This window comes from Microvirga soli (assembly GCF_016734765.1).
Lineage (GTDB): Bacteria > Pseudomonadota > Alphaproteobacteria > Rhizobiales > Beijerinckiaceae > Microvirga > Microvirga soli.
Genome location: NZ_JAERQE010000017.1, coordinates 57,243 through 83,281, shown reverse-complemented (window position 1 = coordinate 83,281; position 26,039 = coordinate 57,243). Strand labels below are relative to the sequence as shown.

Below are 26,039 nucleotides of genomic sequence, written 5' to 3'. Positions count from 1 at the left end.
AAGCAGAACGGCCTTAAGCGGCCGCGTCCTCCATGGCCTCAAGCTCGCCGATCAGCCGCTCAATCATCGACAGGCCGATCTGCCAGAAGGACGGATCGCTGGCGTCGAGGCCGAAGGGCGCGAGAAGCTCGGAATAATGCTTGGTGCCGCCGGCCGAGAGCAGCGCGAAGTAGCGGTCCACGAACCCCTCGTTGGAGCGCTCATAGACGCCGTAAAGTGAGTTCACCAGGCAGTCGCCGAAGGCATAGGCATAGACGTAGAACGGCGAGTGGATGAAGTGGGGAATGTAGGTCCAGTAGCTCTCGTAGCCTGGACCAAGGCGGATCGCCGGGCCCAAGGACTCGTCCTGTACGGACATCCAGAGTTCGCAGAGCTTGTCGGCCGTCAGCTCGCCGTTGCGGCGCTCCAGATGGACCTTGCGTTCGAAGGCATAGAACGCGATCTGGCGCACCACCGTGTTGATCATGTCCTCGACCTTGGCGGCCAGCATGGCCTTGCGCTGTACCGGGTTAGTGGTCTGGTCGAGGAGACGGCGGAAGGTCAGCATCTCGCCGAACACGGAGGCCGTCTCGGCGAGCGTCAGAGGGGTTGGTGCCATCAGCGCCCCGTTGGGCCCGGCCATGACCTGATGCACCCCATGCCCCAGCTCGTGGGCAAGGGTCATCACGTCCCGCGGCTTGCCCTGGTAGTTCAGGAGCACGTAGGGGTGAGCCGAGGGAACGGTGGGGTGCGCGAAGGCACCGGGCGCCTTGCCGGGGCGGGTCGGCGCGTCGATCCAGCCCTCGTCAAAGAAGCGGCGGGCAATGTCGGCCATGCGGGGCGAGAAGGCCGAATAAGCGGAGAGCACCGTGTCCCGGGCCTCGTTCCAGGAAATGGTGCGCTGCTCGACCTTCGGCAGGGGCGCGTTGCGGTCCCAATGGTCGAGCTTGTCCTTGCCGAACCACCGAGCCTTCAGGGCATAGTAGCGGTGGGACAGGCGCGGATAGGCCTCGCGCACGGCCGACACCATGGCCTCCACCACCTCGCGCTCGACCCGGTTCGCCAGATGGCGGGAATCGGCCACATCCTCGAAGCCACGCCAGCGGTCGGAGATCTCCTTGTCCTTGGCGAGCGTGTTGGTGATGAGCGTGAAGGTGCGAAGATTGGCCTTGAAGGTCTTGGCCAATGCATCCGAGGCATCCTTGCGCACGCTCTCGTCGGAATCCTGCAGCTTGTTCAGCGTCGGCTCGATGGGAAGCTCCTCGCCGCGCACGTTGAAGCGTAAGGACGCCATGGTCTCATCGAACAGGCGGTTCCAGGCCGAGCGGCCGGTCACCGACTTCTCGTGGAAGAGCTGCTCGATCCGGTCGTCAAGCTGGAAGGGCTTGTCCTTGCGCAGGTCCTCGATCCACGGCCTGTAATGCTTCAGCGGCTCCTCGCTCATGGCTTGGTCGAGCACCGCGTCCTCGATACGGTTAAGCTCAAGGGCGAAGAAGAGCAGCTCGGTCGAGGCCGCGGTGAGGCGCTCCTGCGTGTCGCCGTAGAACTTGGCCCGCACCGGATCGGTGGTGTCGCCGGAATAGATCAGGCCCGCATAGGACATGATGCGCCCGAGGAGATCCTCCAGGGCCTCGTATCGCTTGACGACCTCGCTCAGCGTCTCCGACGCGCGCTCGCCCCGTGCCATGGCATCGAGCTTGCAGCGATAGGAAGCAGCGAAGGCCTTGCACTCGGCCTCAGCCTTGGCGAGATCGCGCCTGAACTCCTCGCTGTCCATGCCGGGATAGAGGTGGGACAGGTTCCATTCGGGCAGCATGCCCAGTTCGGTCTGTGCCGCGCCGGAGGACAAGGGGAGATGCAAGGCGGAGGAGGTCTGAGAGGTCACGAGCGAAGGCCTGTCCGGAAATCGAGGGTCGGAGATACTGCACACATATTGGCCGCCGGCCCACAGGGATCAACCCGTGCCGGACGGTCACCAACTCAGGAGGCGGGCTGCCGTTAGAATCGGGTTTGCCCTGGGTCCGCCAGCGGAGTTCCCGAAGACGAAATCATCGCAAAGCCAGATGCACGCGCTTTACCACTGGTTAACGCTCTCGGTGAAATGCGCACGTGAGTCATTCCAAAGGCGCGGGCGACTGGCTGCGCGGTCGTTCATTATCAATGACATATGCCGGCCATCCCGTGCCGGCTCGGTATCCCCGTCAGGCAAGTCTTTACAGAAAATTGAAAGAACTTGGCTTAGACGGTGAAGCCGCATCGCGTTTTGCGCGTTAAGCGTAACAGACGTGTGCCCGCACACTGACGAAATTCATTGGATGGGGGATTGGTGAAGTCCTCCACATTCATTGCGACGAGGAGCATGGTCATGCGTGGATTGCGCAAGACAGCCGTTTGGCTGGGTCTGTTCGGATCCGTTTCTCTCCTGCCCCTCGCCGCTTCGGCGGACGACATCACCATCAGCCCAGATCCGGCGCAGCCATCGTTCCACGATGTGGCGATCCAGAATGCTCCGGCCCTGCAGGATGTGGCCTCCCAGGCGATCCCACTGACTGAGCCGGCACCTGTGTCGATCGAAGCCGCGGATCTGAAGCCTGCTCCTGCGATTGAAATACCCCTGCCCGATGCAGCGCCCGTCACGGCTCTCATGCAGGCGGACATCGGCCGCATGGCCGTGGAAGGCCTGTTCGCCGACGATACGGCCATGCGCGAATTGCGCGTGAGCGCCAAGGATCGCGCGGCTCTGGCCGCCTATTACGCGCAGGCCGAGCGGCCCCTGTTATGGGCGCAGGATGAAGCCTGGACGCCGGCCGCTCAGGCCGCCATGGACCGCCTGAAGGCTGCGGACGAGGACGGTCTCGATCCGACTGACTATGTCCTTCGTGATGCGGGCCTGCGCAAGGATGCACCGCTGGCGCAATGGGCCAGGGCCGATGTGAAGCTCTCGCTCTCCGTGATTCGCTATGCCCGCGATGCCCGAGGCGCCCGCATCGATCTCCCGCGCCTCTCGCAGCTTGTGACGCCGAAACTGGCAATTCCCGACGTCAGTGAAGTGCTGAGCGAGGTTGCCTCGGCGAAGAACGCCGGCGCGGCGTTGGCGGCCTACAATCCGCCGCATGCCGGCTACAGGGCCTTGAAGGAGCGGCTGGCGCAGCTGCGTGAGAACCATCCCTCCCAGCCCAGCGTCCGCTTGCCCAAGGGCCCGACCCTGCGCGTGGGGATGAAGGATCCGCGCGTCCCTCTGGTCCGCGCCCGCTTCAATCTCGCCAAGGATTCCGACAACCAGATTGTCTACGACGAGCGCGTCGCCTCTGCGGTGGCGGCCTTCCAGAAGGAAAAGGGCCTGCCGGATACGGGTGTGCTGAACGCCCAGACCGTGGCGGCGCTCTCCGGCCCATCCGTTGCACAGCGCGAATCGGAGATCATCGCGAACATGGAGCGTTGGCGCTGGCTGCCGGCTGAATTGGGCGACCGGCACATCGCCGTGAACGTCCCCGAATACCGTCTGCGCCTGACGGAAGGCCGCAGGGTGGTTCACGAAACCCGCGTGATCGTCGGTAAGGAACAGTCGCAGACGCCGATCTTCTCGGAGAGCATGAAGTATCTGGTGGTGAACCCGTCCTGGACGATCCCACCGTCGATCATGAAGAAGGAGATCCTGCCGGGGCTGGCCAACGATCCTTATTACGCCGCGCGAAAGGGCTACAAGGTCATCCGCCGCGGTAACCAGATCTCGGTGCAGCAGCCTCCGGGCGAAAGGAATGCCCTGGGCTACGTGAAGTTCATGTTCCCCAACCAGCATGCGGTCTATCTGCACGACACCCCGAACCGCAACCTCTTCTCCGCCAGCAAGCGCGCCTTCAGCCATGGCTGCGTGCGCGTCGACAAGCCCTTCGAGCTCGCAGAGGAGATCATGGGTCAGGACGGCAAGTGGACCGAGCAGAAGCTGCGGGGCCTCATCGGCAAAGGCGAGCGCTACGTGCACCTCACGGATCCCCTGCCGGTGCATCTCACCTACTTCACCCTCTCGGTCGACGAGAAGGGCGAGGTGAAGCGCTTCGAGGATATCTATGGCCTCGATCGCAAGGTCCGTGCGGCCCTGAACCTGTCCGAATAACCCCCTCGTCACGCCACCTTTTCAACCAGTTTCTCTCACTCACTTAACGGGAACGTAACCGTCTTCGGCAAAGATCCTTTCACTATAAGGATTGCCGCATCCACGGATGCAGCCTGTAAAGACGAGTAGCACAGTGAGAGTAATGCGTACTGGCCGCCTCGCGTCTCGCGTTGGCATTGGTCTTGCGGCCTTTCTGGCCGTCATGGTGAGCGGAGTGCGCGGCACGCAGGATGCGGTCGCCAACGGCGATACCCGCACGCTGACTTTTTACCACAACAACACCAAGGAAAGCCTCACCGTCACCTTCCGGCGCAATGGGCAGTACGACTCGGCCGCCTTGCAGCAGCTCAACTGGTTCCTGCGCGACTGGCGGCGCGCCGAGTCGACCCGCATGGATCCGCGCCTGTTCGATACGGTGTGGGAGGTCTATCGCGAAGTAGGCTCCGACGCACCCGTTCACGTGAACTCCGCCTACCGCTCTCCGCAGACCAATTCGATGCTTCGGCGGCGCTCCAGCGCGGTGGCCAAGAACAGCCAGCACATGCAGGGCAAGGCGCTGGACTTCTACCTGCCCGACGTGTCCGCCTCCCGTGTCCGGGCCATCGGCATGCGGCTCCAGAACGGCGGCGTCGGCTATTATCCCAATGCCTATACGCCCTTCATCCATCTCGATGTGGGCAGCGTGCGCGCCTGGCCGCGCATGACCCGCTCGCAGCTCGCCGGCATCTTCCCGGATGGGAAGACCGTCCATATTCCCGCCGATGGCAGGCCCTTGCCCGGCTATGATGAGGCGCGGGCCGAAGTGCTGGCCAAGGGCGGCACGGTGGCCGGCTACACGGCTTATGCGGATGCCGAGGAGGCCATTGCCAACCAGCCGCGCCGCAAGAGCTTCTGGGCCACTCTGTTCGGTGGCGGCGATGACGAGGACGAGGATGCGGAGGAGATCCGTGTGGCGTCGCGGCCGGGCCGGGCGCTCATCGCGTCCCGCCAGCAGCCGTCGCCGCAAGACAATTACGCAAGCGATTCCAACTCGTCGGTCTACGCGGCCATGCAATCCTACGCGAATCCGGCACCGACGGCCCGCCGCGCACCGGTGGCGATCCAGCCGCGGCCCGAGCCGCCTGCGCCTGCCGTCGTGGCCTCCATGGCCCCTGCCCTGCGTGAGGATCTGACGCCGCCCCCGCCGCCTCCGCTGCCGCCGACCCGGATCAACGGGGCACCGGGCACGGTCCAGACCGCCTCCGGCCCGGCCCTGGGCTGGCAGCAGGGTCCCGGCGCCGCGGAGATGTCGATTGCCAAGGGCATGGCCTTCGCGCCGATGCCGCCGCGGCGGCCCGACTCGGATGACACCGACATCGAGGCTCTCGCAGGCACCGTCGCCTTGGCCTATGCGCCGCTCCCGCCGGCCCGTCCGGGCTCGCTGTCGGCAACGAACCCGATCCCGGTTCTGGCTGACCTGCGCGGCACGACCAGCACTGCATCCATCTCCCCGGCTCCCCTGCCTCCGCCTCGCCCGGATCTGCGGCCCATCCAGGTTGCAGCAGTGGCTCCGGTCGATATCCCGGTCGCAACCACCGGCTCCACGCCGAAGGACACCAAGCCAGCGAAGCCCCAGCCCGCTGCTTCACCCAAGGCTCCTGCGGCCGCCGCGAAGGAGCCGCCCGCCACGGCGCTCACGGCCCTCATGACGGCGGAGCCGAGCCTGCATATGGGCTTCTCGAAGAAGCCGGTGGCCGATCTGGCGACGAACCGGTTCACGGGACCGGCGGTCAAACCGCTGAAAGTGGTGCAATAAGAAAGGGCCCCGACGGGGCCCTTTTTCGTTTCAGTCCTCATGACTGCGGCTGTAGCCGTTTCGGGGAGGCGAGGTCCAACCGGCAGGCTGCGCCTTGGGCCTGTAGACCTCCACCAGCAGCGGATGGCAGGCGGCTGTGTCACTCGAATGCTCCGTGCTGCAATCGCCGCCCGGACAGGCGGAAAGCGCGCCCAGAAGATCGATTTCGGCGAAGAACTCGAGATAGTCGCCCGGCCGCACCGGGCTCGCCTTCATGAAGTACTGCCCCGTGTCGCGGGTGAAGCCCGTGCACATGAAGACGTTGAGCACGTCGTGCACGGCGGGCTCCACCTCCTGCTTCGGCTTGCCCAGGCGCTCGCTGAGGGCGCGGGTCAGGTTCGAGTGACAGCAATGGTGGTATTCCTCCCCGGAGAGGAGCTTGTGGGTGTAGGGATCGCAGCGCGTGCCGATCACGTCGTGCACCGAGCCGCCGAACGCATCGAAGCCGTACCAGTCCAGGGTGTCGTGGGTGATCGTCGCCATGGGGCGCAGGTAAGGCAGGCACGACCACAGCTGATCGCCGGTGGAGAGATGCGTGCCGTGCAGCGCGCGCGTCTTGCCTGAGAAGAAGCGCTCATCGACGTCATCGGCCGACCAGAGATTGAGGTCACCCACCTGCGGGCCTTCGATGCTGACGATGCGAAAGAACGAGCCCGCCGGCACGTGGAAGGAGCGCGCCTCGCGGGGCGGCACCACAACTTCGGCCACCTTCTCCCAGCCATCGCGGGCGGCCTGATAGGCAGCAAGATCGGGCCGCGGCAGGGTCTCGACCGGGTAGCAGATGACGGGCGCAACCCTGCGGCGCGCCTCCGCGTCCTGAGGTTCCGTGACTTCGTGTGCCGCGCGCTTCATGCATCCCTCCGCAAGCGAATCTCCTGGAATCTATAGAGAATCGGATCGCTCCAAGCGAGGGCGCGGGCTGCATGGCTGATCATCGAGGGCGAAAAGGACTCAATAAGAAGGTCCCTCTCTTGAGCCATGCGGTGTTTCGTATTCTATGGCCCCATGACAAGGACCGGACGATGAACGACTTGAGTGCCCTGCGCCCGCTGGAGGCCTATCCGAGCCGCACTTCCACCGACATCCGCTATGCGGATCTCGACCGGCAGGGGCATGTGAACAACGCGGTCTTCGCCACCTTCTCCGAGGTCGGGCGGGTCGCCTTCATGTACGATCCGGCAAGGCCGCTGGCCACCGAGGGCCGAAGCTTCGTCATCGCCCGGCTGCAAATCGACTTTCGGGCGGAGCTCTTCTGGCCCGGAAGCGTGGATATCGGGACCGGCGTGGTGAGGGTCGGGCGCAGCTCTTTCACCCTGGCCCAGGGCATCTTCAAGGATGGGCATCTCGCCGCCACGACAGAGGCGACCATCGCCATGGTGGACAAGGAAACGCGCCGCTCGACCCCGCTGCCGCCTGCAACGGTCGAAATTTTACAGGGCCTGATGCTGGTGGACGCGCCTCAGGAATGACAAAGGCCCCGCAGATTGCGCTGCAGGGCCCTTTTCAAGTCTCCGAGAAGGCTGGTTTTTAGCCAATCATCCCGAGCGCCTGCATGTAGAGTTCGAGGATCGCCTCTTCCTCCTGACGCTCGGCATAGTCGCGCTTGCGCAGGGAAATGATCTTGCGCAGGACCTTGGTGTCGAAGCCGTTGCCCTTGGCCTCGGCGTAGACGTCCTTGATGTCCCCTGCGATGCCGGCCTTCTCCTCCTCGAGGCGCTCGATGCGCTCGATGAAGGCCTTCAGCTGGTCGGCGGCGACGGATTCGGTATTGAAAGCTGCGTCATCCATGAATGAAGCCCCTGATTGATGGCGTTGGTGCCAGTGTTATGGTCATTTGGTTGAAGCCGTTTTAATGCCCGGGCTTCGATTTCTCAAAATCTGCAAGCTGAGACGGGCTGGCCTCACCCTGGTGGCGCTGCTTCCACTCGTCGTAGGGCATGCCGTAGACATGAGTCCGGCTGTCCTCCTTGGAGAGGGCGACGCCGCGCTCGTCGGCGGCATCTTTCAGCCAGTTGGACAGGCAGTTGCGGCAGAAGCCCGCTAGATTCATGAGGTCGATGTTCTGAACGTCCGTGCGCTCGCGCAGGTGCTCGACCAGCCGGCGGAAGGCTGCCGCTTCCAATTCCGTGCGGGTCCTGTCGTCGATATCCTTCATGAGCTCGATCCTCCATGCTGGCGCAGGCGGTCCCGGGTGCGGGTCCCGAAGATCCTGGGCGCCCGAAGCTCCGGCCGTTTGCTAAGAGGCTTGAGCAGTCGGGCGAAGCGCTCGGCCCATTCCTCGGCGCCCTCGTCGGAGGCAATCAGGTCCTGACGGATCTCGATCAACGCATTGGCGAGCCCCCGGACCGTGGCGTGACGGTCGATCATGTCGCCGGCCAGCGCTCCATCATAAGGCTCGTTGTCGCCGACCACGAGTCCGTCCTCCGCTTGCAGCCCATCCAGGAGCGGCCTGGCGAAGCGGTCGTCGGCATCCCAGAGAATCCCCACATGCCAGGGCCGCGCCCAGCCGCGCCAGACCGGGGTGAAGCTGTGGACCGTGACGATCACCGGCGGATGGCCCGCCCCTGTCGCCCGGTGGATCGCGTCCGCAATGGCGTCATCGTAAGGGTCGTAGAACCGGGCGATGCGCCGCTGAACTTCCCTATCGTCCACCCTGGCATTGCCCGGCACCACCGCGCCGTCGGACAGGCGCATGACCAGGGTCGGATCGTCCCTTCCCCGGTTGGGGTCGATGATCAGCCGCGAGAACCGGGTGAGAATGGCCGGAGCCCCAAGGCGCCGGGCGAGGGAGCGGGTCACGGCCGCGGCACCGATGTCATAGGCGATGTGGCGCTGGAACTCGGCTTCTGGCAGGCCAAGATCACCCAAATCCGGCGGCACCGCGTTCGACGCATGGTCGCACAGGACCAGGATGCCTGATTCGACGGAACCGGAGATGGTTTCGACCGGATGGGTCTCAAGATCAGGCTCGTCCAGCCTGAGCGCGGCGGAAACAGACATAGCGAAACGGGTTTCGAGATAAGGATGGATTGAACGGCGGAGGAAAAGCCTTACCCTGCCCCTCCAACCCTGACAACGCGACCTTCCGCGCAACATACTTTCAAGACCGACATGTCCCCGACATCCACCACGGCCCGCGTTGAACCGGGCTTTGCCTCCGCTTTTGCCGCCCTCTGCCTGGGCGCCGTGGCCATGGGCATCTCGCCGATCTTCGTCCGCTTCGCCTCCGCCGACATGGGCGGAACCCCGGCCGATGTGGGGCCGTTCGCCAGCGCCTTCTGGCGCGTCTCGCTCTGCCTGCCCCTGCTCTATGCGTGGATGCGCATTGAGGAGAAGCGTGCGCCGAGTGACGCGCCAAGGGTTCGCTTTTCCAAGGCCAGCATTCTGGGCGGCATCGTCTTTGCCGGCGATCTGTTCTTCTGGCACCTGGCGATTCTCAAGACGACGGTGGCCAACGCCACGTTCTTTGCCACCATGGCGCCGCTCTTCGTCGTGCTGACCGTCTGGCTCGTGCTCCGGCAGCAGGTGTCGCGGGGCACCTTTCTCGGCCTCGGCCTCTGTCTCCTGGGCGGAGCCGCCCTGATCGGCCAGAGCCTCCAGGCGGATCCGGCCCGGATCGAGGGCGATCTCTACGGGGTCGCCACGGCGTTCTTCTTCGGCATGTACTTTCTCGCTGCCAGCCGGGCGCGCAAAACGGCAGGCGCCGCGCGGGTGACCTTCGAGGCGGGGCTCATCACATCGGCCATCCTTCTGGTCATCGCCGTCCTGTTCGACACGCGGGTGATCCCGCAGACGGCGCAAGGCATCGCGGCGCTGCTGGCCATGTCATACATCAGCCATGCGGGTGGCCAGGGTCTGCTCGCCATCGCGCTCGGGCGGCTGCCGGCGACCTTCTCGTCACTGGTGATCTTCCTGGAGGCGATCGCCGCGGCCGTGTTCGGCTGGGCCGTGCTGAACGAGGCACTGACGCCGATCCAGGCCTTGGGCGGAGCACTGATTCTGTTCGGCATCTGGGTGGCACGCCCGAAACCCGAGACGCAGGCCTTGACAGCACGGCAATCTCCTCCCCGAACGGGGAGCGTTGTCGGCCCTCAAGTCCGCCGCCTGTGTCGATGAAGCCATGCCGGCGGCAAATTCTTCGAGCCATCGGTTCGAAAGTCTTGCTCCTGGGGCGCATCTGGCCGACAACGATTCGCCAAAGTTCTTGACCCATTGTGCGATTTCATTCCTTTCGATTCGACCAAACCATATCCATGAAGGCCTTCACCCTCACATCGTCCGCTTTCTGCCGGCGAAGCCTTGCACTCGCGGCCTTCGTCGTGGGCGGGGGCCTGCTGGCCGCTTCTCCCGCGAAGGCGGATCTGCGCCTGTGCAACATGACCTCGAGCCGGGTCGGCATCGCGCTCGGCTACCGGGATGCGCAAGGCTGGGTCACGGAAGGCTGGTGGAATCTCACCGCTCGTGGCTGCGAGACCCTGCTGAAGGGCCAGCTCGCCGGACGCTTCTATTACGTCTACGCCATCGATTACGACCGGGGCGGTGAGTGGAGCGGGCGCTCGTTCATGTGCACGCGGGAGCGCGAATTCACGATTCGCGGCACGGAGGATTGCCTCGCCAGAGGCTTTGACCGCAGCGGCTTCTTCGAAGTCGACACCGGAGAACAGAAGAGCTGGACCATTCAGCTCACCGAAACAAACCGCCCAGGGGGGCAGCCATAATGAGACGTTCACGACGCACGAAGATTCTAGCAACCTTGGGGCCGGCCTCCGAGAACCCGGAGATGATCGCCAAGCTGTTCGAGGCGGGCGCCGACGTGTTCCGCCTCAACATGAGCCACCTGCCCCGCGAGAAGCTGAAGGAGCGGGTCGCGATGATCCGCTCCGTCGAGGCCAAGTTCGGGCGTCCCATCGCGATCCTGGCGGACTTGCAGGGCCCTAAGCTGCGCATCGGCGCCTTCGAAGGCGACGGTGCCATGCTGGTGCCGGGTCAGTCCTTCACCCTCGACGCAGACAAGACGCCCGGCACCATCGACCGGGTGCACCTGCCTCATCCGGAAATCCTCTCCTCGCTCGAGCCTGGCCACACGATCCTGATCGATGACGGCAAGCTGCGGCTTCGCGTGAAGAGCGTGAAGCAGGGCTCGGCCACGACTTCGGTCGAGGTTGCCGGCAAGATCTCCAACCGCAAGGGCGTGAGCCTGCCCGACACCACCATTCCGGTGGCTGCCATGACGGAGAAGGACCGCTCGGACCTCGAGGCCGCGCTCGATGCCGGCGTGGACTGGATCGCGTTGTCCTTCGTGCAGCGCCCGGAGGACGTGGCGGAGGTGAAGAAGGTGGCCCGCGGCCGCGCCCTCGTCATGTCCAAGCTCGAAAAGCCCCAGGCCATCACCCGCCTTGAGGAGATCATCGAGATTTCGGACGCGGTCATGGTCGCCCGCGGCGATCTCGGCGTCGAGATGCCGCTGGAAAAGGTGCCTGGCATCCAGAAGCGCATCGTCCGCACGGCGCGCCGTTATGGCAAGCCCGTTGTGGTGGCGACCCAGATGCTGGAATCCATGATCACCTCCCCGGTGCCCACCCGCGCCGAGGTGTCCGACGTGGCGACCGCCGTCTATGACGGAGCCGACGCGGTGATGCTCTCTGCCGAGAGCGCCTCGGGCCAGTATCCGATCGACGCGGTGGCCACCATGAACCGGATTGCCGAAGAGGTGGAGCAGGATCAGAACTACTGGTCGATCGTGCGCACGCTCAATGCAGAGCCGGAAGCCACGGGCTCGGACGCCATCGCGGCGGCCTCCCACCAGATCGCCGATACGCTCAACCTCAAGACGGTGGCGGCCTGGACCTTCTCGGGTTCGACAGCCTTCCGCATCGCCCGCGAGCGGCCGAATTCCACGGTGATTGCGCTGACTCCCAGCATCGACACCGCCCGCCGCCTCGCCCTGGTCTGGGGCGTGCATTCGATCCGCACGAAGGATGCGAGCAACATCGACGACATGGCATTCCGCGCCTGCAAGTTCGCCGTGCGCGAAGGCTTCTCCAATGTCGGCGACCGGGTGATCATCGTGGCCGGCATGCCCTTCGGCACGCCGGGCGCCACCAACATGGTGCGCATCGCCTTCATCAATCAGGAGCATGCCGCTCAGGCGTGATCCACTTCCGCCCGAACGAGGCTCTGGCCGGCGCGATGCGTTCGGCCAGGGCCTCGATGGCGGAGAGCACCGTTTCCTGATCCGCATATTGCGGCATATGGCCGATGCCAGGCATGAGGATCAGCTCCGCGTCCGGCACTTCGCGGGCGAAGCACCGGCTGTGAAGGTCGGTCCAGACGATCTCGTCCGCATCCCCTGCGATCACCAGCGTGGGCAGGCGGATCCCCCGGTAGCGGCTGCTCTGTTCGACAACGCCGTCATACATGACGGCGAAGTCCTGCATGTTGACCTCGTAGGCCCTTGGCCGGAAGGCCAGCGGGATGAAGCCCTTCGTCACGATGCCTTTGGGCGGGCGTTGCGGCCAGAACGTTTTCTTCTTCATCCAGGGCCGGAGCACGAGCAGGAGCGGCACGGCCCATGTGCGGAACCAGATCCAGCTTGCCCAGGAATCGATCAGGCGGCGGTACCAGCCGATATAACCGCCGGGCCAGGGGGTCGTGATGCCGGCGAGCACGACAATCGCGCCGGCCACGTCGGTGTAGTCGAGGGCGAAATGCGGCACGATGGTTCCGGACCAGGAATGCCCCACGACCACCGCATTGTGCACGTCGAGTCGGCGCAGGGCCTCGGCGAGCAGCGCCGCCTGCCGGGCAGGATCGGCCTCGGCCATTCCGGGCTTGCGTTCGCTCCAGCCATGGCCGGGGCGGTCGATGGCGATCACCCGATAGCGCTGCGAGAGTGCCGCTCCCATGCCCAGCATGGATTCGACAAGGTTCGAGGATGCGCCATGGAGAAGGACGATGGTGCCTTGGGACGGGACACCTGCGGGCCCCTCCTCCCGATAGTGGAGGCGGCAGCCCTCGACCTCGATGAAGCGGCCCGTCGGCGGGAAGCGCCGCTCGATGCTCCAGGCATAAAGATAGGTGAAGGCGGCCCCTAGGATCAGAACGAGGAAAGGCGCAGCCAGGACGAGGAGCAGGGTCATCCCGGGAACCTGGGATCAGAGATCCTGCCCGTCAACCTCAGGGGTCAGCCGCGTCACGATAGTTTTGACGTCATCCATCTGCGGATTGATCTCGAGCACCTTCCGGTAGGCCTGCAGCGCCCGCACCTTGTCATCGGACGCCATCAGGATGTGGCCCAGGCCCGTCCAGGCGTTGAAGTGCCGGGGCTCGATCTTCAGCGCCCGATGAAGGTCCGCCATGGCGCCCACCGGGTCGTCGAGCTGGTAGAACACCGTGGCGCGCTTGTACCAGGCCTCCGCCCAATTGGGTTGGAGCGCCAGGACGCGGTCGATCAATTCGATGGAGAGGGGAAAGTCCTTCTTCCCGAACGCTTCGGCGGCCCGGCTCAGCAGGAGATCGGCCGTGTCGGAGCCGGAACGGGAAAAGCGCCGCTCAATCAGGGAGGCAATTCCTTTAGCCTCCCGCTCGCTTTCAGCCTTGCCGAGACGCCCGAACAGCTCGTCGAGGCTGGATACCTTCGGGGGGTTGGGCTTGGCCGGCTCGGTCTGGTCCTTCGGGGCGCCTCTTGGACGCGCAGGCTCCTGCGCACCAAGGGGGTGTGACAGGAGGCTCAGAGATAGGATCAGGGCAGACGCGAAAAAGCGCATGCCGGGAATTTTAGGGTCCCGGCATGCACGGTCAATTCAGATTCTCGTGTGCGGCATCGCCGCACCCGCCACTTCAGCCCTGACGGGCCTTGTAGCGCTTCTGGGTCTTGTTGATGATGTAGACCCGGCCCTTGCGACGAACCAGCTGGTTGTCGCGGTGACGGCCGCGGATCGACTTCAACGAGTTACGGATCTTCATATCCGGTCTCCTGCGGCCCCTCGGGAAGGCCGGAAAAAAGAAAAATGGTGGGCGCGGCTGGGATCGAACCAGCGACCCCTACGATGTCAACGTAGTGCTCTCCCGCTGAGCTACGCGCCCGGGAAACGGTGATTTTTAGGTCCCGTCTCGGCTGTGGGGGCGATATACCCACAAGCGGGCGCGGGCGCAAGCCTTGTAGGAGGCCTTTTTTAGGCCGCCATCATTTTGTCGACCTCGGTCACCAGGTCGCGCAGGTGGAACGGCTTCGACAGGACCTTCGCATCGCGAGGAGCCTGGGAGTCCGGGTTGAGCGCGACGGCGGCGAAGCCCGTGATGAACATCACCTTGATGTCCGGATCGAGCTCAGTGGCCTTGCGGGCCAGCTCGATGCCGTCCATCTCGGGCATGACGATGTCCGTCAGCAGGAGTTCGAACGGTTCCTCGCGCAGCCTGTTATAGGCGGAAAGGCCGTTGTCGAACGAGGCTACGTCGTAGCCTGCGTTCTCCAGCGCCTTCACGAGGAAGCGTCGCATGTCGTTGTCGTCTTCGGCGAGAATGATCTTCATCGGTTGCCAGCCCCGAATCATAGCGAATGGGTTCAGACCTTCATGCCGGATCGAGAGTAAACAAGCCGTGAAAGAAGGCCGCGGTTTCGATACGATATTGTCATGGACAGGCGACGGCGCTGCCTTACACTAGCCTGAAGACCGGCTTTTCTTCCACCATAGTCAAGTTCATTTCCTGATGCGGCCAGCCATTGTCGACGAGTTCGATCCTCCCTTCACCGTCACCGAACCTGCCATGCAGACGGTCCCTTTCGTGTTCAACGTGCCGCATGCGGGTGCCATCTATCCGGCGTCCTTTCTGGCTTCATCCCGGCTTGATGCCATTGCCCTGAGACGGTCCGAGGACGCTTTCGTCGATGAATTGTTCGCGTCGGTCATGGAGCTTGGCGCTCCCTTGATGACGGCGCATTTCCCGCGGGCCTTCCTCGACCTGAACCGGGAGCCCTACGAACTCGATTCCCGGATGTTCGACGGGCGCCTGCCATCCTTCTCCAACACGCGCTCCATGCGGGTGGCGGGAGGCTTGGGCACGATCCCGCGCATCGTGGCCGACGGGCAGGAGATCTACCGCTCGCGCCTGCCGGTGGACGAGGCTCTTCACCGGATCGAATGGCTCTACAAGCCCTACCACCGCACTCTGCGTCATCTGGTGCGCCGCACGTCGCAGCTCTTCGGCCATGCCATTCTCATCGACTGCCATTCCATGCCCTCTTCCAGCGTCAGCCGTGAGGATGGGATCAAGGCCGATATCGTGCTCGGCGACCGCTATGGGACGAGCTGCGCCACCCTGCTGATCGATCTCGCGGAGGCGGCTCTGCGGGGGCGCGGCTACACGGTTGTGCGCAACAAGCCCTATGCGGGCGGCTTCATCACCGAACATTACGGCGAACCTGCCCTCGGGCGGCATGCCCTGCAGATCGAGATCAATCGGGCGCTCTACATGGACGAGCGCAGCATGGCGAAGAAAACCGCCTTCCCGGTGCTGGCCGACGATCTAACCCAGGCTTTCGCCCAGGTGATCGCGGATATCGCCGGCGAACTGACCTCCCGGCCCATCGCGGCGGAATAAGGCTCAAAGTTTTCCGAGGAGCTTCAGGCAAAGAAAAAGGCCACTGTTGCCAGCGGCCCGAAGTTTAGGGAGGAAACGCCCAAGAAGGGCATGCAATAAGGCGACGCCATCGCCATATCGCACTGCAATAATTACGCCGCAGCGCACAAATTGCAACAGAAATTTCGCCTTCAGTTATGACTTTGTTGCATATCTGCTCGGATGAGGATCGATGGCTCTGGTATAGAAGAGCAGGCTGAGCAGCAGCGCTGCCGCCAGGGCACCGAAGACGAGGCGATAGCCTTCGGGCCGGTAGAGGCCCTGCTCAGAGCGTCCCATAAGGTCGATGAGCATGCCGGTCACGCTCTGCGACAGGAAGGCCCCGCCCATGGTTCCGATGTTCATCAGCGTAATGCCCCGCCCCGTCAGGGCCGACGGGAACAGCGATTTTCCATGACTGGTGAGAATAGGCGTGTAGGCCACGAAGAGGCCGAACGGCACGAACCAGAGCGTCGCCCAGGGCTGAGGCAGGGGCACGAACACCAGGACAGCGAGGAGCAGGATCGTCATCGTGCTGCCGATCATCACCGGCTTCTTGTAGCTCCCCCAGAACCGATCCATCGCCCCCCACAGCAGCATGCCGCAGATCTGGGCCGACGCGCCCAGGAGCAGGACATTCCCTCTGGTCGTGAGATCCGCCCCATGCACGTCCGACAGCCACGGCCCGGCCCAGAGGCCGACGACGGAGACGAAGCAGCCATAGGTAGCCAAGTGCATGAAGAAGACGGGCCAGAAGGAAGGCACCTTCAAGGCCGCGGCAACGCCCCGCAACGCGGCAGCCCATGTCTCCTTCGGCCTGTCCGCTCCTAAATCCTTGGGCACGAGGAAGACGATCATGAGGGCGATGGCGACCGTCAGGACCGCAACGGCCAGGAACGAGGCCCGCCAGCCGAAGGCGGCAGCCGACGCTGCCAAGGGAGCCGTGGCCGCCAGGGTACCGACATTGGCCAGGCCCATCTGCAGGCTGGTGAGCCCGGCAAAACGCTCCGGGGAGAAGCGCCGCGCATAGATCACCAGCGGGGCCATGAAGAAGGTGGAGCAGCCGAGCCCCATCAGCACCCGGGCGGCAATGAGCAGGGAAGCCGAGGGGGCGAGTGCGAAGAGAACAGTGCCGAGCACTGTCAGCACGGCCGTCGCCAGCATGGTGCGCTTGGGGCCATAGCGGTCGATGAGGATGCCGATCGGAATCTGCACGGCCGCGAAGGAGAAGAAGAACGCGCTTGAGAGCAGCCCCGTCTGGGTGGCCGAGAGATCGAGCTCCCGGGCCAGATCATTGGCGATGACCCCGATGGAGTTGCGCAGGAACTGGCTGACTGCATAGATCGACACGAGGGCTGCAATCAGAAAAAGGGCCGTCTCGGAGCGGGTCGGGCCAGGCTTGGGCGCGGAATCCATGCGTTCTCGATCCTTATTCGCCGCTGCTCTCTTGCCGCGCGACAGGCGCTTGATAAAAGCTCACCGCAGGCGGGCCAAGGCCGTCCGCATTATTCTTTCAGGGGATTGGGACGCCATGGCGCTCATCGACTTCACGCATTTCGTCAATGAACTCGCGACCCAGTCAGGCCAGGCGATCCTTCCCTTCTTCCGCACCGCCATCGCCACGGAGGACAAGTCCCGTGGCGGAGCCTTCGATCCGGTCACGGAGGCCGACCGGGCCGGTGAGGCGACCATGCGCCATCTCATCAAGCGCAGCTTTCCCACGCACGGCATCATCGGCGAGGAATTCGGCGCCGAACAAGCGGATGCGGATTACGTCTGGGTTCTCGATCCCATCGACGGCACCCGAGCGTTCATCGCGGGCCTTCCCACCTGGGGCACGCTGATCGGCCTGACCCACAAGAAGCAGCCGGTTTTCGGCATGATGCACCAGCCGTTTACCGGCGAGCGCTTCTTCGGCGATACCGGCAGCGCGACCTATCGCGGCCCCGGCGGCGAGCGCAAGCTGAAAGCCCGCCGCTGCGCCTCGCTCAAGGATGCGGTGATCTCCACCACAAGCCCGCGCATCTTCGCCGGGGACGAACTGCGCGCCTATGACCGGGTGGAGAGCGTCGCGCGCCTCGCCCGCTACGGCTGCGATTGCTACGCCTATTGCATGCTGGCGGCGGGCCACATCGACCTCGTGGTCGAGTCGGGGCTAAAGCCTTACGACATCGCGGCCTTGATCCCGATCATCGAGGGCGCCGGCGGCATCGTCACCGCCTGGGATGGCGGCTCCGCCGCTGAGGGCGGGCGCGTCGTCGCTGCGGGCGACCGCCGGGTCCATGCCGCCGCCATCGAGCTGCTCAGCCGTTAAACCGACCTCCGCCAGATCGCGTTTTGCTGATGGCACCGGATCGGGCGTCCCCGGGATGAAGGCGTCGAAGGCGGCCCAGAACTGCTCGCGGATTACATCCCGCTCCATGAGGATCTCGTGCCGGGCGCCCGGGAGGACGATCACACGGCCCGCCTTGAGCCGGGAGGCGAAACGCTCGGTCGCGGGTGTCGCGCAGACGGGGTCGGCGCCAGCCGCCACGATCAGCGTGGGCAGGCGGATCTTGATGGCATAGCGCGGATCGGCGAAGCGCTTCATGAACCGGAAGGCGCCGTCGATCCAGGCGACGGTCGGGGCCCCGATGGCCCCGGCCCCGATGGCGTGGGCAGCCTCGGCGTTGCGGCCATAGCGGACAGGATCGCCGGTCAGGCGATTGCCCTTGAACGGCATGGTGGAGATCGAGGTTTCGCCGCCGCCGGGCACGAACATCTTGCCCATTCCGAAGAGCCTGAGGAATCGCGCGAAGGAGGCCGAGATGCGGGTGCGCTTGATGATGCACAGCGCGATCATCGGCGTCGTGGTCACGAGCCGGCGGAAGGGGAGCCATGTCTCGTAGGCGGCATTCAGGGCAATGGCCCCGCCCATGGAATGGGCCAGCCCGAAATGCGGCTCCGGCATGTGCGGCACGAGAATCTGGTCGCGGATCGCTTCAAGGTCGTGGCGGTAATCGGAGAAGCGCCGGACGTGACCCTTGCGCGGGTTGCTCACCTGCCGGCCCGAGAGCCCCTGCCCGCGCCAGTCGAAGGCCACGACGGCAAAGCCCCGGTCGAGGAGTTCGCCCACCACCTCGAAATACTTCTCGATGAACTCCGCCCTGCCCTGCAGGATGCAGATCGTGCCCTGCGGCTCCTCGGTCTCCGGCATCCAGGTGGCGGCTCGCAGCGCAATGCCGTCGCGGGTCGTCACGCTGACCAGCTTCGGCTCGCCGGGCACGGGATTGTCAGAGGTGGTGATGAATTCCACAGTGGGGTCCAACTCGGGGTTCCAACTCGAAAAGGTGACCTCTTTATAGGGCAGCTCGGCTTAAGGAACGACCCTCTTGAAAGCAACCATATCCACGCCCACATCGAGAGCGTGCCGGCCATGACGGCGGCACGAAAACCGGATCCAGCCTCAACAGGTGGATCTTCATTTCCTGCATGTTGCTTCAAGCGGAGGATATGCCATGCGACAGTTTGATCTCGCTCCCCTGTACCGCAACACGGTCGGCTTCGACCGTCTCTTCTCGATGCTCGACCAGATGGTCAGCGTCGATGCGGCCCCGAGCTACCCGCCCTACAACATCGAGCGCACCGGCGAGAATGCCTATCGCATCTCGATTGCGGTCGCCGGCTTCACCGATCGCGACCTGACGGTCGAGGTGAAGGAGAACACCCTTTCCGTACGCGGTGAGCGCAAGCCTTCGGAAGAGCGCAAAGTCGACGTTCTCCACCAGGGTATCGCGGCCCGCAGCTTCGACCGGCGCTTCCAGCTGGCCGATGGCGTTCAGGTGGTGGGTGCTGCCCTCGAGAACGGCCTGCTTCACCTCGACCTCGTGCGCGAGACGCCCGAGGCCAAGAAGCCGAAGCTCATTCCGATTTCCACGAACGCCGCTCAGACCATCGAGGCAAAGGCTGCCTAATCGTCTGCTTCACGGCTGAAACGAAGAGCGCCCCGGTACATGCCGGGGCGCTTTTTTATTTGGTAGTCCTGGTCCTTGGTAAAATCCCGCTGGGGCTGGAGGGCTGCCCCGTGGGTCAAGGGTCTCTTGAGATGACCATTCGCGCGCGAATGCGGCAGGGTTAGGGCAATCACTCAGCGGCTTGGCGCGATACCCCGGAAGAGGCAATCTCCAGAAGCTTGCGCACGTCCTCCTCCTGTGTGGCCCAGGAGGCGACGAGGCGGATCAAAACCTCGTTCTCTCCCACCCGCTCCGTTTCCGGCAGGCTTAGCTCGGTCCAGGGATGGTAGAGGATGCCGGCTTCCTTGAGGGCCTTGTTCAAGGTCTGCGGGATGATCGGGAAGACCTCGTTGGCGTCTGTCGGCCAGGCAAGACGCACGCCGGGGAGCTGCATCAGCCCCTCCGACAGGAGCTTGGCCATACGGTTGGCGTGGCGGGCATTGGCGAGCCAGTGATCGTCCGCGAAGTAGCCTTCGAACTGTGCCCCAATGAGCCTGCCTTTGGAGATGATCTGACCGGCGCGCTTGGAGCGGTAGTCCAGCGCCTCCGCCAGTTCCGGCTTGAACACCACAATGGCCTCGGCCATGAGGCCACCGTTCTTGGTGGCCCCGAAGGAAAGGATGTCGACGCCCTGCTTCCAGGTCATCTCGGCCGGGGTGCAGCCGAGGGCCACCAGGGCATTGGCAAAGCGGGCACCGTCCATGTGGAAGGACAGGCTGTGATCGCGGCAGACCTGCCCCAGGGCTGCCAGCTCATCCGGGCCGTAGACGAGGCCGCCCTCGCTCACCTGCGAAATCGAGAGAGCCTTCGGCGGCATCTGCTTCACGGCTTTAGGCAAGCTGTTCAGATAAGCGGCAACGTCATCCGCCTTCAGCTTGGCACCGACGCCCGGCAGACCGGCGAGCTTGGCCCCATGCATGAAGAATTCCGGCGCCCCGCATTCATCGTCGATGATGTGAGCCTCCCGATGGCAGACGCAGAGGCCATAGGGTGGCACGGCGGACGCGAGGGCAAGCGCATTGGCCGCCGTCCCGGTCGTCGCGAAGAAGACGGAGACCTCACGCTCGAAGATCTCGTTGAAGCGCTCTCTGACGCGCTTGGTGATTTCGTCGTTGCCGTAAGCCGCCATGGCGCCGGCATTGGCCTGCAAGATGGCTTGGAGAACGGGAGCGCTGGCTCCCACGATGTTGTCGCTGGCGAAATTCATGGGCGCTGTCCTAGAACATCACGCCCGGAAGGGAAATGCCTTTTCAGGCATGGCTTGGATGCGCTTACGGGAGAAGTGGGCAGGTCCACCCCTGCGTCTCCGGCAACATGTCAAGAACATTGACCCATCGGCTGAGACTTGCGTCCCGATGGGTCGAAAAGCTGCTTTTGTTACATCCCAGGTTGTTGGCTTGTAACTTTTGTCTAAAATTTTTCTAAACCCACTTGTGCCCTGCAACAAACTCTGGCAGTTTTAACCCATTAGGACAGCGATACTGTCCCTTTTGGGGTGCCTGCACCCTTTGTTTGACGCCCTGGGGTTTTCTTGATGCTTCGCACCACGCGAACGAAACGAGATACCACGAAATCCGCCCGCAAAGCGTGGGCGGGACGGGCGACTCTGGGCTGAACTCAAGCCCAAAGGATGCCCGCGAGGAGCGGGCTCCCCTGCCGGACCCACCCCTCGACAAGACCGAAGAAGCGGCGGGCATCCGGACGATCCGATCATCCGGCCGGCCCAAAAGCCGCCTCAATAAAACTAGATGACGCGTTCGGATGTAAGGACCTGCCATGAGCGACGTGCCGACCAAGAGCCTGGAAGCCCAAGTGCCAAGCCGCACGGCCAATGCAGCCGATATGCTCAAAATCGTGCGCGATCCGGGCCTGCCCGCAGCCCAGGGCCTCTACAACCCGGCCAATGAGCAGGATTCCTGCGGCGTCGGCTTCATCGCCGACATGAAGAACCGCAAGTCGCACGAGATCGTCGAGCAGGGTCTCGCCATCCTGCACAACCTCGACCATCGCGGCGCGGTGGGCGCCGACCCCAAGATGGGCGACGGCTGCGGCATTCTCGTTCAGATCCCACACAAGTTCTTTGCGGCCGAATGCGCCAAGGTCGGCATCTGGCTGCCCGAGGCCGGTCAGTACGGCGCCGGTCACCTGTTCATGCCGCGCGACCCGGAAGGCTTCAAGCTCGTCGAGGAGATCGTCACCAAGGCGATCACCGACGAGGGCCTTCAGGTTCTCGGCTGGCGCGACGTGCCGGTGGATTCGAGCGATCTGGGTGAGAGCGTAAAGGCCACCGAGCCCTTGCACCGCCAGATCTTCGTCGGCAAGGGCAAAGGCATGGACGATGCCGAGACCTTCGAGCGCCGCCTGTTCATCGCCCGCAAGGTGATTTCCAACGCCGTCTACGACATGAAGGACGAGCGCACGAAGGGCTACTACCCGGTCAGCCTGTCCTCGCGCACCATCGTCTACAAGGGCATGGTGCTCGTCACGCAGCTGCGCGATTATTACCTCGACCTGCAGGACCCGCGCTTCGAGAGCGCCATCGCGCTCGTGCACCAGCGTTTCGCCACCAACACCTTCCCGACCTGGCAGCTCGCGCACCCCTACCGCATGGTCGCCCATAACGGCGAGATCAACACCCTGCGCGGCAACGTGAACTGGATGGCAGCTCGCCAGGCTTCCGTCGATTCCGAGCTCTTCGGCAACGACATCTCGAAGCTGTGGCCGATCTCCTATGAGGGACAGTCCGACACCGCCTGCTTCGACAACGCGCTCGAGTTCCTCGTGCGTGGCGGCTACACGCTCTCCCACGCCATGATGATGCTGATCCCGGAAGCATGGGCCGGCAACAAGCTCATGAACGACGACCGGCGCGCCTTCTACGAATACCACGCTGCCCTCATGGAGCCGTGGGACGGCCCTGCCGCCGTGTGCTTCACCGACGGCAAGCAGATCGGTGCGACCCTCGACCGCAACGGCCTGCGCCCAGCCCGCTATCTCGTGACCGATGACGGCCTCGTGGTGCTCGCTTCCGAGATGGGCGTGCTGCCGATCCCGGAGGAGAAGATCGTCGAGAAGTGGCGTTTGCAGCCGGGCAAGATGCTCCTCATCGATCTGGAGGAAGGCCGCATCGTCTCCGATGACGAGATCAAGCAGCAGCTCTCCAACGCGCATCCCTACAAGGAGTGGCTGAAGCGCACGCAGATCGTGCTGGAAGACCTGAAGCCCGTGCAGGCGCGCGAGTCCCGCACGGACGTGTCGCTCCTCGACCGCCAACAGGCCTTCGGCTACACGACCGAGGATCTCAAGCTCCTCATGCAGCCCATGGCCGTCACCGGCCAGGAGGCGGTGGGTTCCATGGGATCGGATACGCCGATCTCCGCGCTCTCCGACAAGTCGAAGCTGCTCTACACCTATTTCAAGCAGAACTTCGCCCAGGTGACGAATCCGCCGATCGATCCGATCCGCGAAGAGCTCGTCATGAGTCTCGTGTCGTTCATCGGCCCGCGTCCGAACATTCTCGATCTTGAGGGCACCTCGCGCCGCAAGCGGCTCGAAGTGCGCCAACCAATCCTTACCAACGAGGATCTGGAGAAGATCCGCTGCATCGGCCATTTCGAGGACCGCTTCGACACCAAGACCCTCGACATCACCTATGACGCGGAGCTCGGCGCATCCGCTCTCGACGGCGCGGTCGACCGCCTCTGCGACCGTGCGGAAGCAGCGGTGCACGGCGGCTACAACATCATCATCCTGTCGGACCGCATGGTTGGCCCGGACCGCATCCCGATTCCGGCGCTGCTCGCCACCGCCGCCGTGCACAACTACCTCATCCGCAAGGGCCTGCGCACTTCGGTCGGCCTCGTGGTCGAGAGCGGCGAACCGCGCGAGATCCATCACTTTGCGTGTCTTGCCGGCTACGGCGCGGAAGCGATCAACCCGTACCTCGCCTTCGAGTCGATTGCCGCGATGCGCGAGGCCGGCGAGCTGCCGGAAGAGGTGGACGCGGATGAGGCGGTCAAGCGCTACATCAAGTCCATCGGCAAGGGCCTGCTCAAGGTGATGTCCAAGATGGGCATCTCCACCTACCAGTCCTATTGCGGCGCGCAGATCTTCGACGCGGTCGGTCTCAAGACCGACTTCGTGGCCCGCGACTTCTTCGGCACCGCGACCTCGATCGAGGGCATCGGCATGAACGAGGTGGCGGAGGAGAACGTCCGCCGCCATCGTGACGCCTTCGGCGACGCGCCGATCTACCGCAACGCGCTTGATGTGGGCGGCGAATACGCCTACCGGACGCGCGGCGAGGTGCATGCCTGGAATCCGGACACAGTTGCGACGCTGCAGCACGCGGTGCGCCTCAACGCGCAGGACCGCTACCGCGAATATGCGCGCCTCGTGAACGAGCAGGACAACGAGCTCAAGACCATCCGCGGCCTCTTCCGCATCAAGAACGCCGATGAGACGGGCCGCGCTCCTGTGCCGTTGAACGAAGTTGAGTCCGCGCAGGACATCGTGAAGCGCTTCTCCACCGGCGCCATGTCCTTCGGATCGATCTCAAAGGAGGCACACGAGACCCTGGCGCTCGCCATGAACGCCATCGGCGGCAAGTCGAACACCGGCGAGGGTGGCGAGGAGCCGGAGCGCTTCCGTCCTCTGGCGAACGGCATGTCCAGGCGCTCGGCGATCAAGCAGGTGGCCTCCGGCCGCTTCGGCGTGACGACGGAATATCTCGTCAATGCCGACATGATGCAGATCAAGGTCGCTCAAGGAGCGAAGCCCGGCGAGGGCGGACAGCTTCCGGGCCACAAGGTCGATGCCAGGATTGCGCGCGTGCGCCACTCCACCCCGGGCGTCGGCCTCATCTCCCCGCCGCCGCACCACGACATCTACTCCATCGAGGATCTGGCGCAGCTGATCTTCGACCTGAAGAACGTGAACCCCTCGGCCGACGTGTCGGTGAAGCTCGTGGCGGAGGTGGGCGTCGGCACTGTTGCGGCGGGCGTCGCCAAAGCACGAGCCGATCACATCACGATCTCGGGCTTCGAGGGCGGCACGGGCGCGTCTCCCCTCACCTCTCTGAAGCATGCGGGCTCCCCCTGGGAGATCGGCCTCGCCGAGACCCAGCAGACCCTGGTGCTCAACCGCCTGCGCGGCCGTGTGGCGCTTCAGGCCGATGGTGGTCTGCGCACGGGGCGCGACGTCATCATCGCGGCGCTTCTCGGTGCCGACGAATTCGGCTTCTCGACCGCGCCGCTGATTGCGGCCGGCTGCATCATGATGCGCAAGTGCCATCTCAACACCTGCCCGGTCGGCGTTGCTACACAGGATCCGGTGCTGCGCAAGCGCTTCAAGGGCCTGCCGGAGCACGTCATCAACTACTTCTTCTTCGTCGCCGAGGAAGTGCGCGAGCTGATGGCCGAGATGGGCTTCCGCTCCATCGACGAGATGATCGGCCAGTCCGATCTCCTCGACAAGAACGGGGCCATCGATCACTGGAAGGCGAAGGGCCTCGATTTCACGAAGCTCTTCCACAAGCCCGAAGTGCCTGCGAACGTAGCGATCCGCCATGAGGAGCGTCAGGTTCACCCGATTACCGACGTGCTCGACCGCTCGTTCATCGCGCAGGCCGGGCCTGCTTTGGAAAGCGGCGAGGCCGTCACCATCGAGTCGAAGGTGAAAAGCTCCGACCGGACGGTGGGCGCCATGCTCTCCGGCGAAGTCGCCAAGCGCTACGGCCATGAAGGTCTGCCCGATGACACGATCACCGTGAAGCTCAAAGGCACCGCGGGCCAGAGCTTCGGCGCGTGGCTGGCGGCCGGCGTGACGCTGAACCTGGAAGGCGAAGCCAACGACTATGTCGGCAAGGGCCTGTCGGGCGGCAAGATCATCATCAGCCCCTCGACTCGCTCCAAGGCACTGCCCGAAAACTCCATCGTGGTCGGCAACACGGTGATGTACGGGGCGATTGCCGGCGAAGCCTATTTCCGCGGCGTGGCGGGCGAGCGCTTCGCCGTGCGCAACTCGGGCGCCATCGCGGTGGTCGAGGGCACGGGCGATCACGGTTGCGAATACATGACGGGCGGCCTCGTGGTGGTGCTGGGCCAGACCGGCCGCAACTTCGCGGCGGGCATGTCGGGCGGCATCGCCTATGTGCTCGACGAGGACGGCACCTTCACCAAGCGCTGCAACCTGTCCATGGTCGATCTCGAACCCGTCGAGGAGGAGGAGGACCTGATGCGCCGTCTTCACCATCACGGCGGCGACCTGGAGACCAAGGGCCGCATCGACATCATGGCCAACATGTCCGGCCCCGATGAAGAGCGCCTGATGCAGCTCATCACCAATCACCACACCTATACGGGCTCGACGCGCGCCAAGGAGATCCTCGACAACTGGACGACCTACCGCACCAAGTTCGTAAAGGTCATGCCGGTCGAGTATCGCCGTGCGCTCCAGGAGATGGATCGTCTCCGGAACCTGCAGGCGGCGGAATAAGGATTGT

At 64.2% G+C, this 26,039-nt stretch carries 21 protein-coding genes, 1 tRNA gene and 1 pseudogene; 10 read left to right on the top strand and 13 right to left on the bottom strand.

Going from position 1 to position 26,039, the window contains the following annotated elements:
- Nucleotides 1-13: 13 nt before the first annotated feature.
- Nucleotides 14-1,795, bottom strand: a complete 1,782-nt coding sequence (locus tag JKL45_RS15800) for a M3 family oligoendopeptidase (RefSeq protein WP_210345790.1) — start codon at nt 1,793-1,795, stop codon at nt 14-16.
- Nucleotides 1,796-2,344: 549 nt separating this feature from the next.
- Between JKL45_RS15800 and JKL45_RS15795 the strand changes: the two genes are divergently transcribed.
- Together JKL45_RS15795 and JKL45_RS15790 are read left to right on the top strand one after the other, a co-directional pair.
- Nucleotides 2,345-4,093 (top strand): L,D-transpeptidase family protein, encoded by a 1,749-nt coding sequence (locus tag JKL45_RS15795; RefSeq protein ID WP_201862488.1) that lies wholly within the window; start codon nt 2,345-2,347, stop codon nt 4,091-4,093.
- A gap of 142 nt (nt 4,094-4,235) precedes the next feature.
- The gene (locus JKL45_RS15790; protein WP_201862485.1) at nt 4,236-5,888 is read left to right on the top strand and encodes a peptidoglycan L,D-endopeptidase MepK; all 1,653 of its coding nucleotides are present in this window, start codon (nt 4,236-4,238) and stop codon (nt 5,886-5,888) included.
- 30 nt (nt 5,889-5,918) lie between these two features.
- Here the strand turns inward: JKL45_RS15790 and JKL45_RS15785 are convergent, their stop codons facing one another.
- Nucleotides 5,919-6,779 carry an urea carboxylase-associated family protein gene (locus JKL45_RS15785; protein WP_201862483.1) on the bottom strand — a complete coding sequence of 287 codons (861 nt, stop codon included), beginning with the start codon at nt 6,777-6,779 and terminating at the stop codon, nt 5,919-5,921.
- A gap of 170 nt (nt 6,780-6,949) precedes the next feature.
- Between JKL45_RS15785 and JKL45_RS15780 the strand changes: the two genes are divergently transcribed.
- A complete protein-coding gene (locus JKL45_RS15780; protein ID WP_201862481.1) occupies nt 6,950-7,396 on the top strand; it encodes an acyl-CoA thioesterase in 447 nt (148 codons plus the stop codon).
- 58 nt (nt 7,397-7,454) lie between these two features.
- On the opposite strand, the gene JKL45_RS15775 is transcribed toward JKL45_RS15780, so the two are convergent.
- From JKL45_RS15775 to JKL45_RS15765, 3 genes are all read right to left on the bottom strand, one after another.
- Complete coding sequence (locus tag JKL45_RS15775; protein WP_196265023.1) at nt 7,455-7,715, bottom strand: DUF2312 domain-containing protein; 261 nt, start codon at nt 7,713-7,715, stop codon at nt 7,455-7,457.
- A gap of 61 nt (nt 7,716-7,776) precedes the next feature.
- Nucleotides 7,777-8,082, bottom strand: coding sequence for a DUF1244 domain-containing protein (locus tag JKL45_RS15770; RefSeq protein WP_201862479.1), 306 nt, complete (start codon nt 8,080-8,082; stop codon nt 7,777-7,779).
- Complete coding sequence (locus JKL45_RS15765; RefSeq protein ID WP_201862477.1) at nt 8,079-8,927, bottom strand: N-formylglutamate amidohydrolase; 849 nt, start codon at nt 8,925-8,927, stop codon at nt 8,079-8,081. Before JKL45_RS15765 ends, JKL45_RS15770 begins: the two co-directional genes overlap by 4 nt.
- A gap of 111 nt (nt 8,928-9,038) precedes the next feature.
- Between JKL45_RS15765 and JKL45_RS15760 the strand changes: the two genes are divergently transcribed.
- From JKL45_RS15760 to pyk, 3 genes are all read left to right on the top strand, one after another.
- Nucleotides 9,039-10,043, top strand: a complete 1,005-nt coding sequence (locus JKL45_RS15760) for a DMT family transporter (protein WP_201862475.1) — start codon at nt 9,039-9,041, stop codon at nt 10,041-10,043.
- A gap of 137 nt (nt 10,044-10,180) precedes the next feature.
- Complete coding sequence (locus JKL45_RS15755; protein ID WP_201862473.1) at nt 10,181-10,645, top strand: DUF1036 domain-containing protein; 465 nt, start codon at nt 10,181-10,183, stop codon at nt 10,643-10,645.
- Nucleotides 10,645-12,081 (top strand): pyruvate kinase, encoded by a 1,437-nt coding sequence (gene pyk / locus JKL45_RS15750; RefSeq protein WP_201862472.1) that lies wholly within the window; start codon nt 10,645-10,647, stop codon nt 12,079-12,081. The genes JKL45_RS15755 and pyk overlap by 1 nt, the downstream gene beginning before the upstream one ends.
- On the opposite strand, the gene JKL45_RS15745 is transcribed toward pyk, so the two are convergent.
- From JKL45_RS15745 to cpdR, 5 genes are all read right to left on the bottom strand, one after another.
- A complete protein-coding gene (locus tag JKL45_RS15745) occupies nt 12,053-13,066 on the bottom strand; it encodes an alpha/beta fold hydrolase (protein ID WP_201862471.1) in 1,014 nt (337 codons plus the stop codon). The genes pyk and JKL45_RS15745 overlap by 29 nt on opposite strands.
- Before the next feature lie 15 nt (nt 13,067-13,081).
- Entirely contained in the window at nt 13,082-13,693 is a 612-nt protein-coding gene (locus JKL45_RS15740; RefSeq protein ID WP_201862470.1) for a tetratricopeptide repeat protein, read from the bottom strand.
- Between the two features lie 73 nt (nt 13,694-13,766).
- Entirely contained in the window at nt 13,767-13,892 is a 126-nt protein-coding gene (ykgO, locus tag JKL45_RS15735) for a type B 50S ribosomal protein L36 (protein ID WP_009763379.1), read from the bottom strand.
- 45 nt (nt 13,893-13,937) lie between these two features.
- Nucleotides 13,938-14,012, bottom strand: a tRNA-Val gene (locus tag JKL45_RS15730).
- A gap of 89 nt (nt 14,013-14,101) precedes the next feature.
- Nucleotides 14,102-14,458, bottom strand: coding sequence for a cell cycle two-component system response regulator CpdR (gene cpdR, locus JKL45_RS15725; RefSeq protein ID WP_201862469.1), 357 nt, complete (start codon nt 14,456-14,458; stop codon nt 14,102-14,104).
- A 178-nt stretch (nt 14,459-14,636) separates the two neighbouring features.
- Between cpdR and JKL45_RS15720 the strand changes: the two genes are divergently transcribed.
- Nucleotides 14,637-15,527 carry an N-formylglutamate amidohydrolase gene (locus tag JKL45_RS15720; RefSeq protein WP_201862468.1) on the top strand — a complete coding sequence of 297 codons (891 nt, stop codon included), beginning with the start codon at nt 14,637-14,639 and terminating at the stop codon, nt 15,525-15,527.
- 174 nt (nt 15,528-15,701) lie between these two features.
- On the opposite strand, the gene JKL45_RS15715 is transcribed toward JKL45_RS15720, so the two are convergent.
- On the bottom strand, nt 15,702-16,961 hold the full coding sequence (locus JKL45_RS15715; protein WP_201862467.1) for an MFS transporter: 1,260 nt from the start codon (nt 16,959-16,961) through the stop codon (nt 15,702-15,704).
- A 115-nt stretch (nt 16,962-17,076) separates the two neighbouring features.
- On the opposite strand from JKL45_RS15715, the gene hisN reads away from it, so the two are divergent.
- The gene (hisN, locus tag JKL45_RS29955) at nt 17,077-17,859 is read left to right on the top strand and encodes a histidinol-phosphatase (RefSeq protein ID WP_312896969.1); all 783 of its coding nucleotides are present in this window, start codon (nt 17,077-17,079) and stop codon (nt 17,857-17,859) included.
- A 48-nt stretch (nt 17,860-17,907) separates the two neighbouring features.
- Here the strand turns inward: hisN and JKL45_RS15710 are convergent.
- Nucleotides 17,908-18,852, bottom strand: a pseudogene (locus JKL45_RS15710) (alpha/beta hydrolase); the annotation flags it as partial.
- A 190-nt stretch (nt 18,853-19,042) separates the two neighbouring features.
- Between JKL45_RS15710 and JKL45_RS15705 the strand changes: the two are divergent.
- Complete coding sequence (locus JKL45_RS15705) at nt 19,043-19,498, top strand: Hsp20 family protein (protein WP_201862466.1); 456 nt, start codon at nt 19,043-19,045, stop codon at nt 19,496-19,498.
- A 169-nt stretch (nt 19,499-19,667) separates the two neighbouring features.
- Here the strand turns inward: JKL45_RS15705 and JKL45_RS15700 are convergent, their stop codons facing one another.
- The gene (locus JKL45_RS15700; RefSeq protein ID WP_201862461.1) at nt 19,668-20,744 is read right to left on the bottom strand and encodes a threonine aldolase family protein; all 1,077 of its coding nucleotides are present in this window, start codon (nt 20,742-20,744) and stop codon (nt 19,668-19,670) included.
- A gap of 569 nt (nt 20,745-21,313) precedes the next feature.
- Between JKL45_RS15700 and gltB the strand changes: the two genes are divergently transcribed.
- Entirely contained in the window at nt 21,314-26,032 is a 4,719-nt protein-coding gene (gene gltB / locus JKL45_RS15695) for a glutamate synthase large subunit (protein WP_201862460.1), read from the top strand.
- Nucleotides 26,033-26,039 lie beyond the last annotated feature (7 nt).

Coding starts and splice junctions, on each gene's coding strand:
- JKL45_RS15800 (WP_210345790.1), bottom strand. CDS start 1,795: ATGCTGCCCGAATGGAACCTGTCCCACCTCTATCCCGGCATGGACAGC.
- JKL45_RS15795 (WP_201862488.1), top strand. CDS start 2,345: ATGCGTGGATTGCGCAAGACAGCCGTTTGGCTGGGTCTGTTCGGATCC.
- JKL45_RS15790 (WP_201862485.1), top strand. CDS start 4,236: ATGCGTACTGGCCGCCTCGCGTCTCGCGTTGGCATTGGTCTTGCGGCC.
- JKL45_RS15785 (WP_201862483.1), bottom strand. CDS start 6,779: ATGAAGCGCGCGGCACACGAAGTCACGGAACCTCAGGACGCGGAGGCG.
- JKL45_RS15780 (WP_201862481.1), top strand. CDS start 6,950: ATGAACGACTTGAGTGCCCTGCGCCCGCTGGAGGCCTATCCGAGCCGC.
- JKL45_RS15775 (WP_196265023.1), bottom strand. CDS start 7,715: ATGGATGACGCAGCTTTCAATACCGAATCCGTCGCCGCCGACCAGCTG.
- JKL45_RS15770 (WP_201862479.1), bottom strand. CDS start 8,082: ATGAAGGATATCGACGACAGGACCCGCACGGAATTGGAAGCGGCAGCC.
- JKL45_RS15765 (WP_201862477.1), bottom strand. CDS start 8,927: ATGTCTGTTTCCGCCGCGCTCAGGCTGGACGAGCCTGATCTTGAGACC.
- JKL45_RS15760 (WP_201862475.1), top strand. CDS start 9,039: ATGTCCCCGACATCCACCACGGCCCGCGTTGAACCGGGCTTTGCCTCC.
- JKL45_RS15755 (WP_201862473.1), top strand. CDS start 10,181: ATGAAGGCCTTCACCCTCACATCGTCCGCTTTCTGCCGGCGAAGCCTT.
- pyk (WP_201862472.1), top strand. CDS start 10,645: ATGAGACGTTCACGACGCACGAAGATTCTAGCAACCTTGGGGCCGGCC.
- JKL45_RS15745 (WP_201862471.1), bottom strand. CDS start 13,066: ATGACCCTGCTCCTCGTCCTGGCTGCGCCTTTCCTCGTTCTGATCCTA.
- JKL45_RS15740 (WP_201862470.1), bottom strand. CDS start 13,693: ATGCGCTTTTTCGCGTCTGCCCTGATCCTATCTCTGAGCCTCCTGTCA.
- ykgO (WP_009763379.1), bottom strand. CDS start 13,892: ATGAAGATCCGTAACTCGTTGAAGTCGATCCGCGGCCGTCACCGCGAC.
- cpdR (WP_201862469.1), bottom strand. CDS start 14,458: ATGAAGATCATTCTCGCCGAAGACGACAACGACATGCGACGCTTCCTC.
- JKL45_RS15720 (WP_201862468.1), top strand. CDS start 14,637: ATGCGGCCAGCCATTGTCGACGAGTTCGATCCTCCCTTCACCGTCACC.
- JKL45_RS15715 (WP_201862467.1), bottom strand. CDS start 16,961: ATGGATTCCGCGCCCAAGCCTGGCCCGACCCGCTCCGAGACGGCCCTT.
- hisN (WP_312896969.1), top strand. CDS start 17,077: ATGGCGCTCATCGACTTCACGCATTTCGTCAATGAACTCGCGACCCAG.
- JKL45_RS15705 (WP_201862466.1), top strand. CDS start 19,043: ATGCGACAGTTTGATCTCGCTCCCCTGTACCGCAACACGGTCGGCTTC.
- JKL45_RS15700 (WP_201862461.1), bottom strand. CDS start 20,744: ATGAATTTCGCCAGCGACAACATCGTGGGAGCCAGCGCTCCCGTTCTC.
- gltB (WP_201862460.1), top strand. CDS start 21,314: ATGAGCGACGTGCCGACCAAGAGCCTGGAAGCCCAAGTGCCAAGCCGC.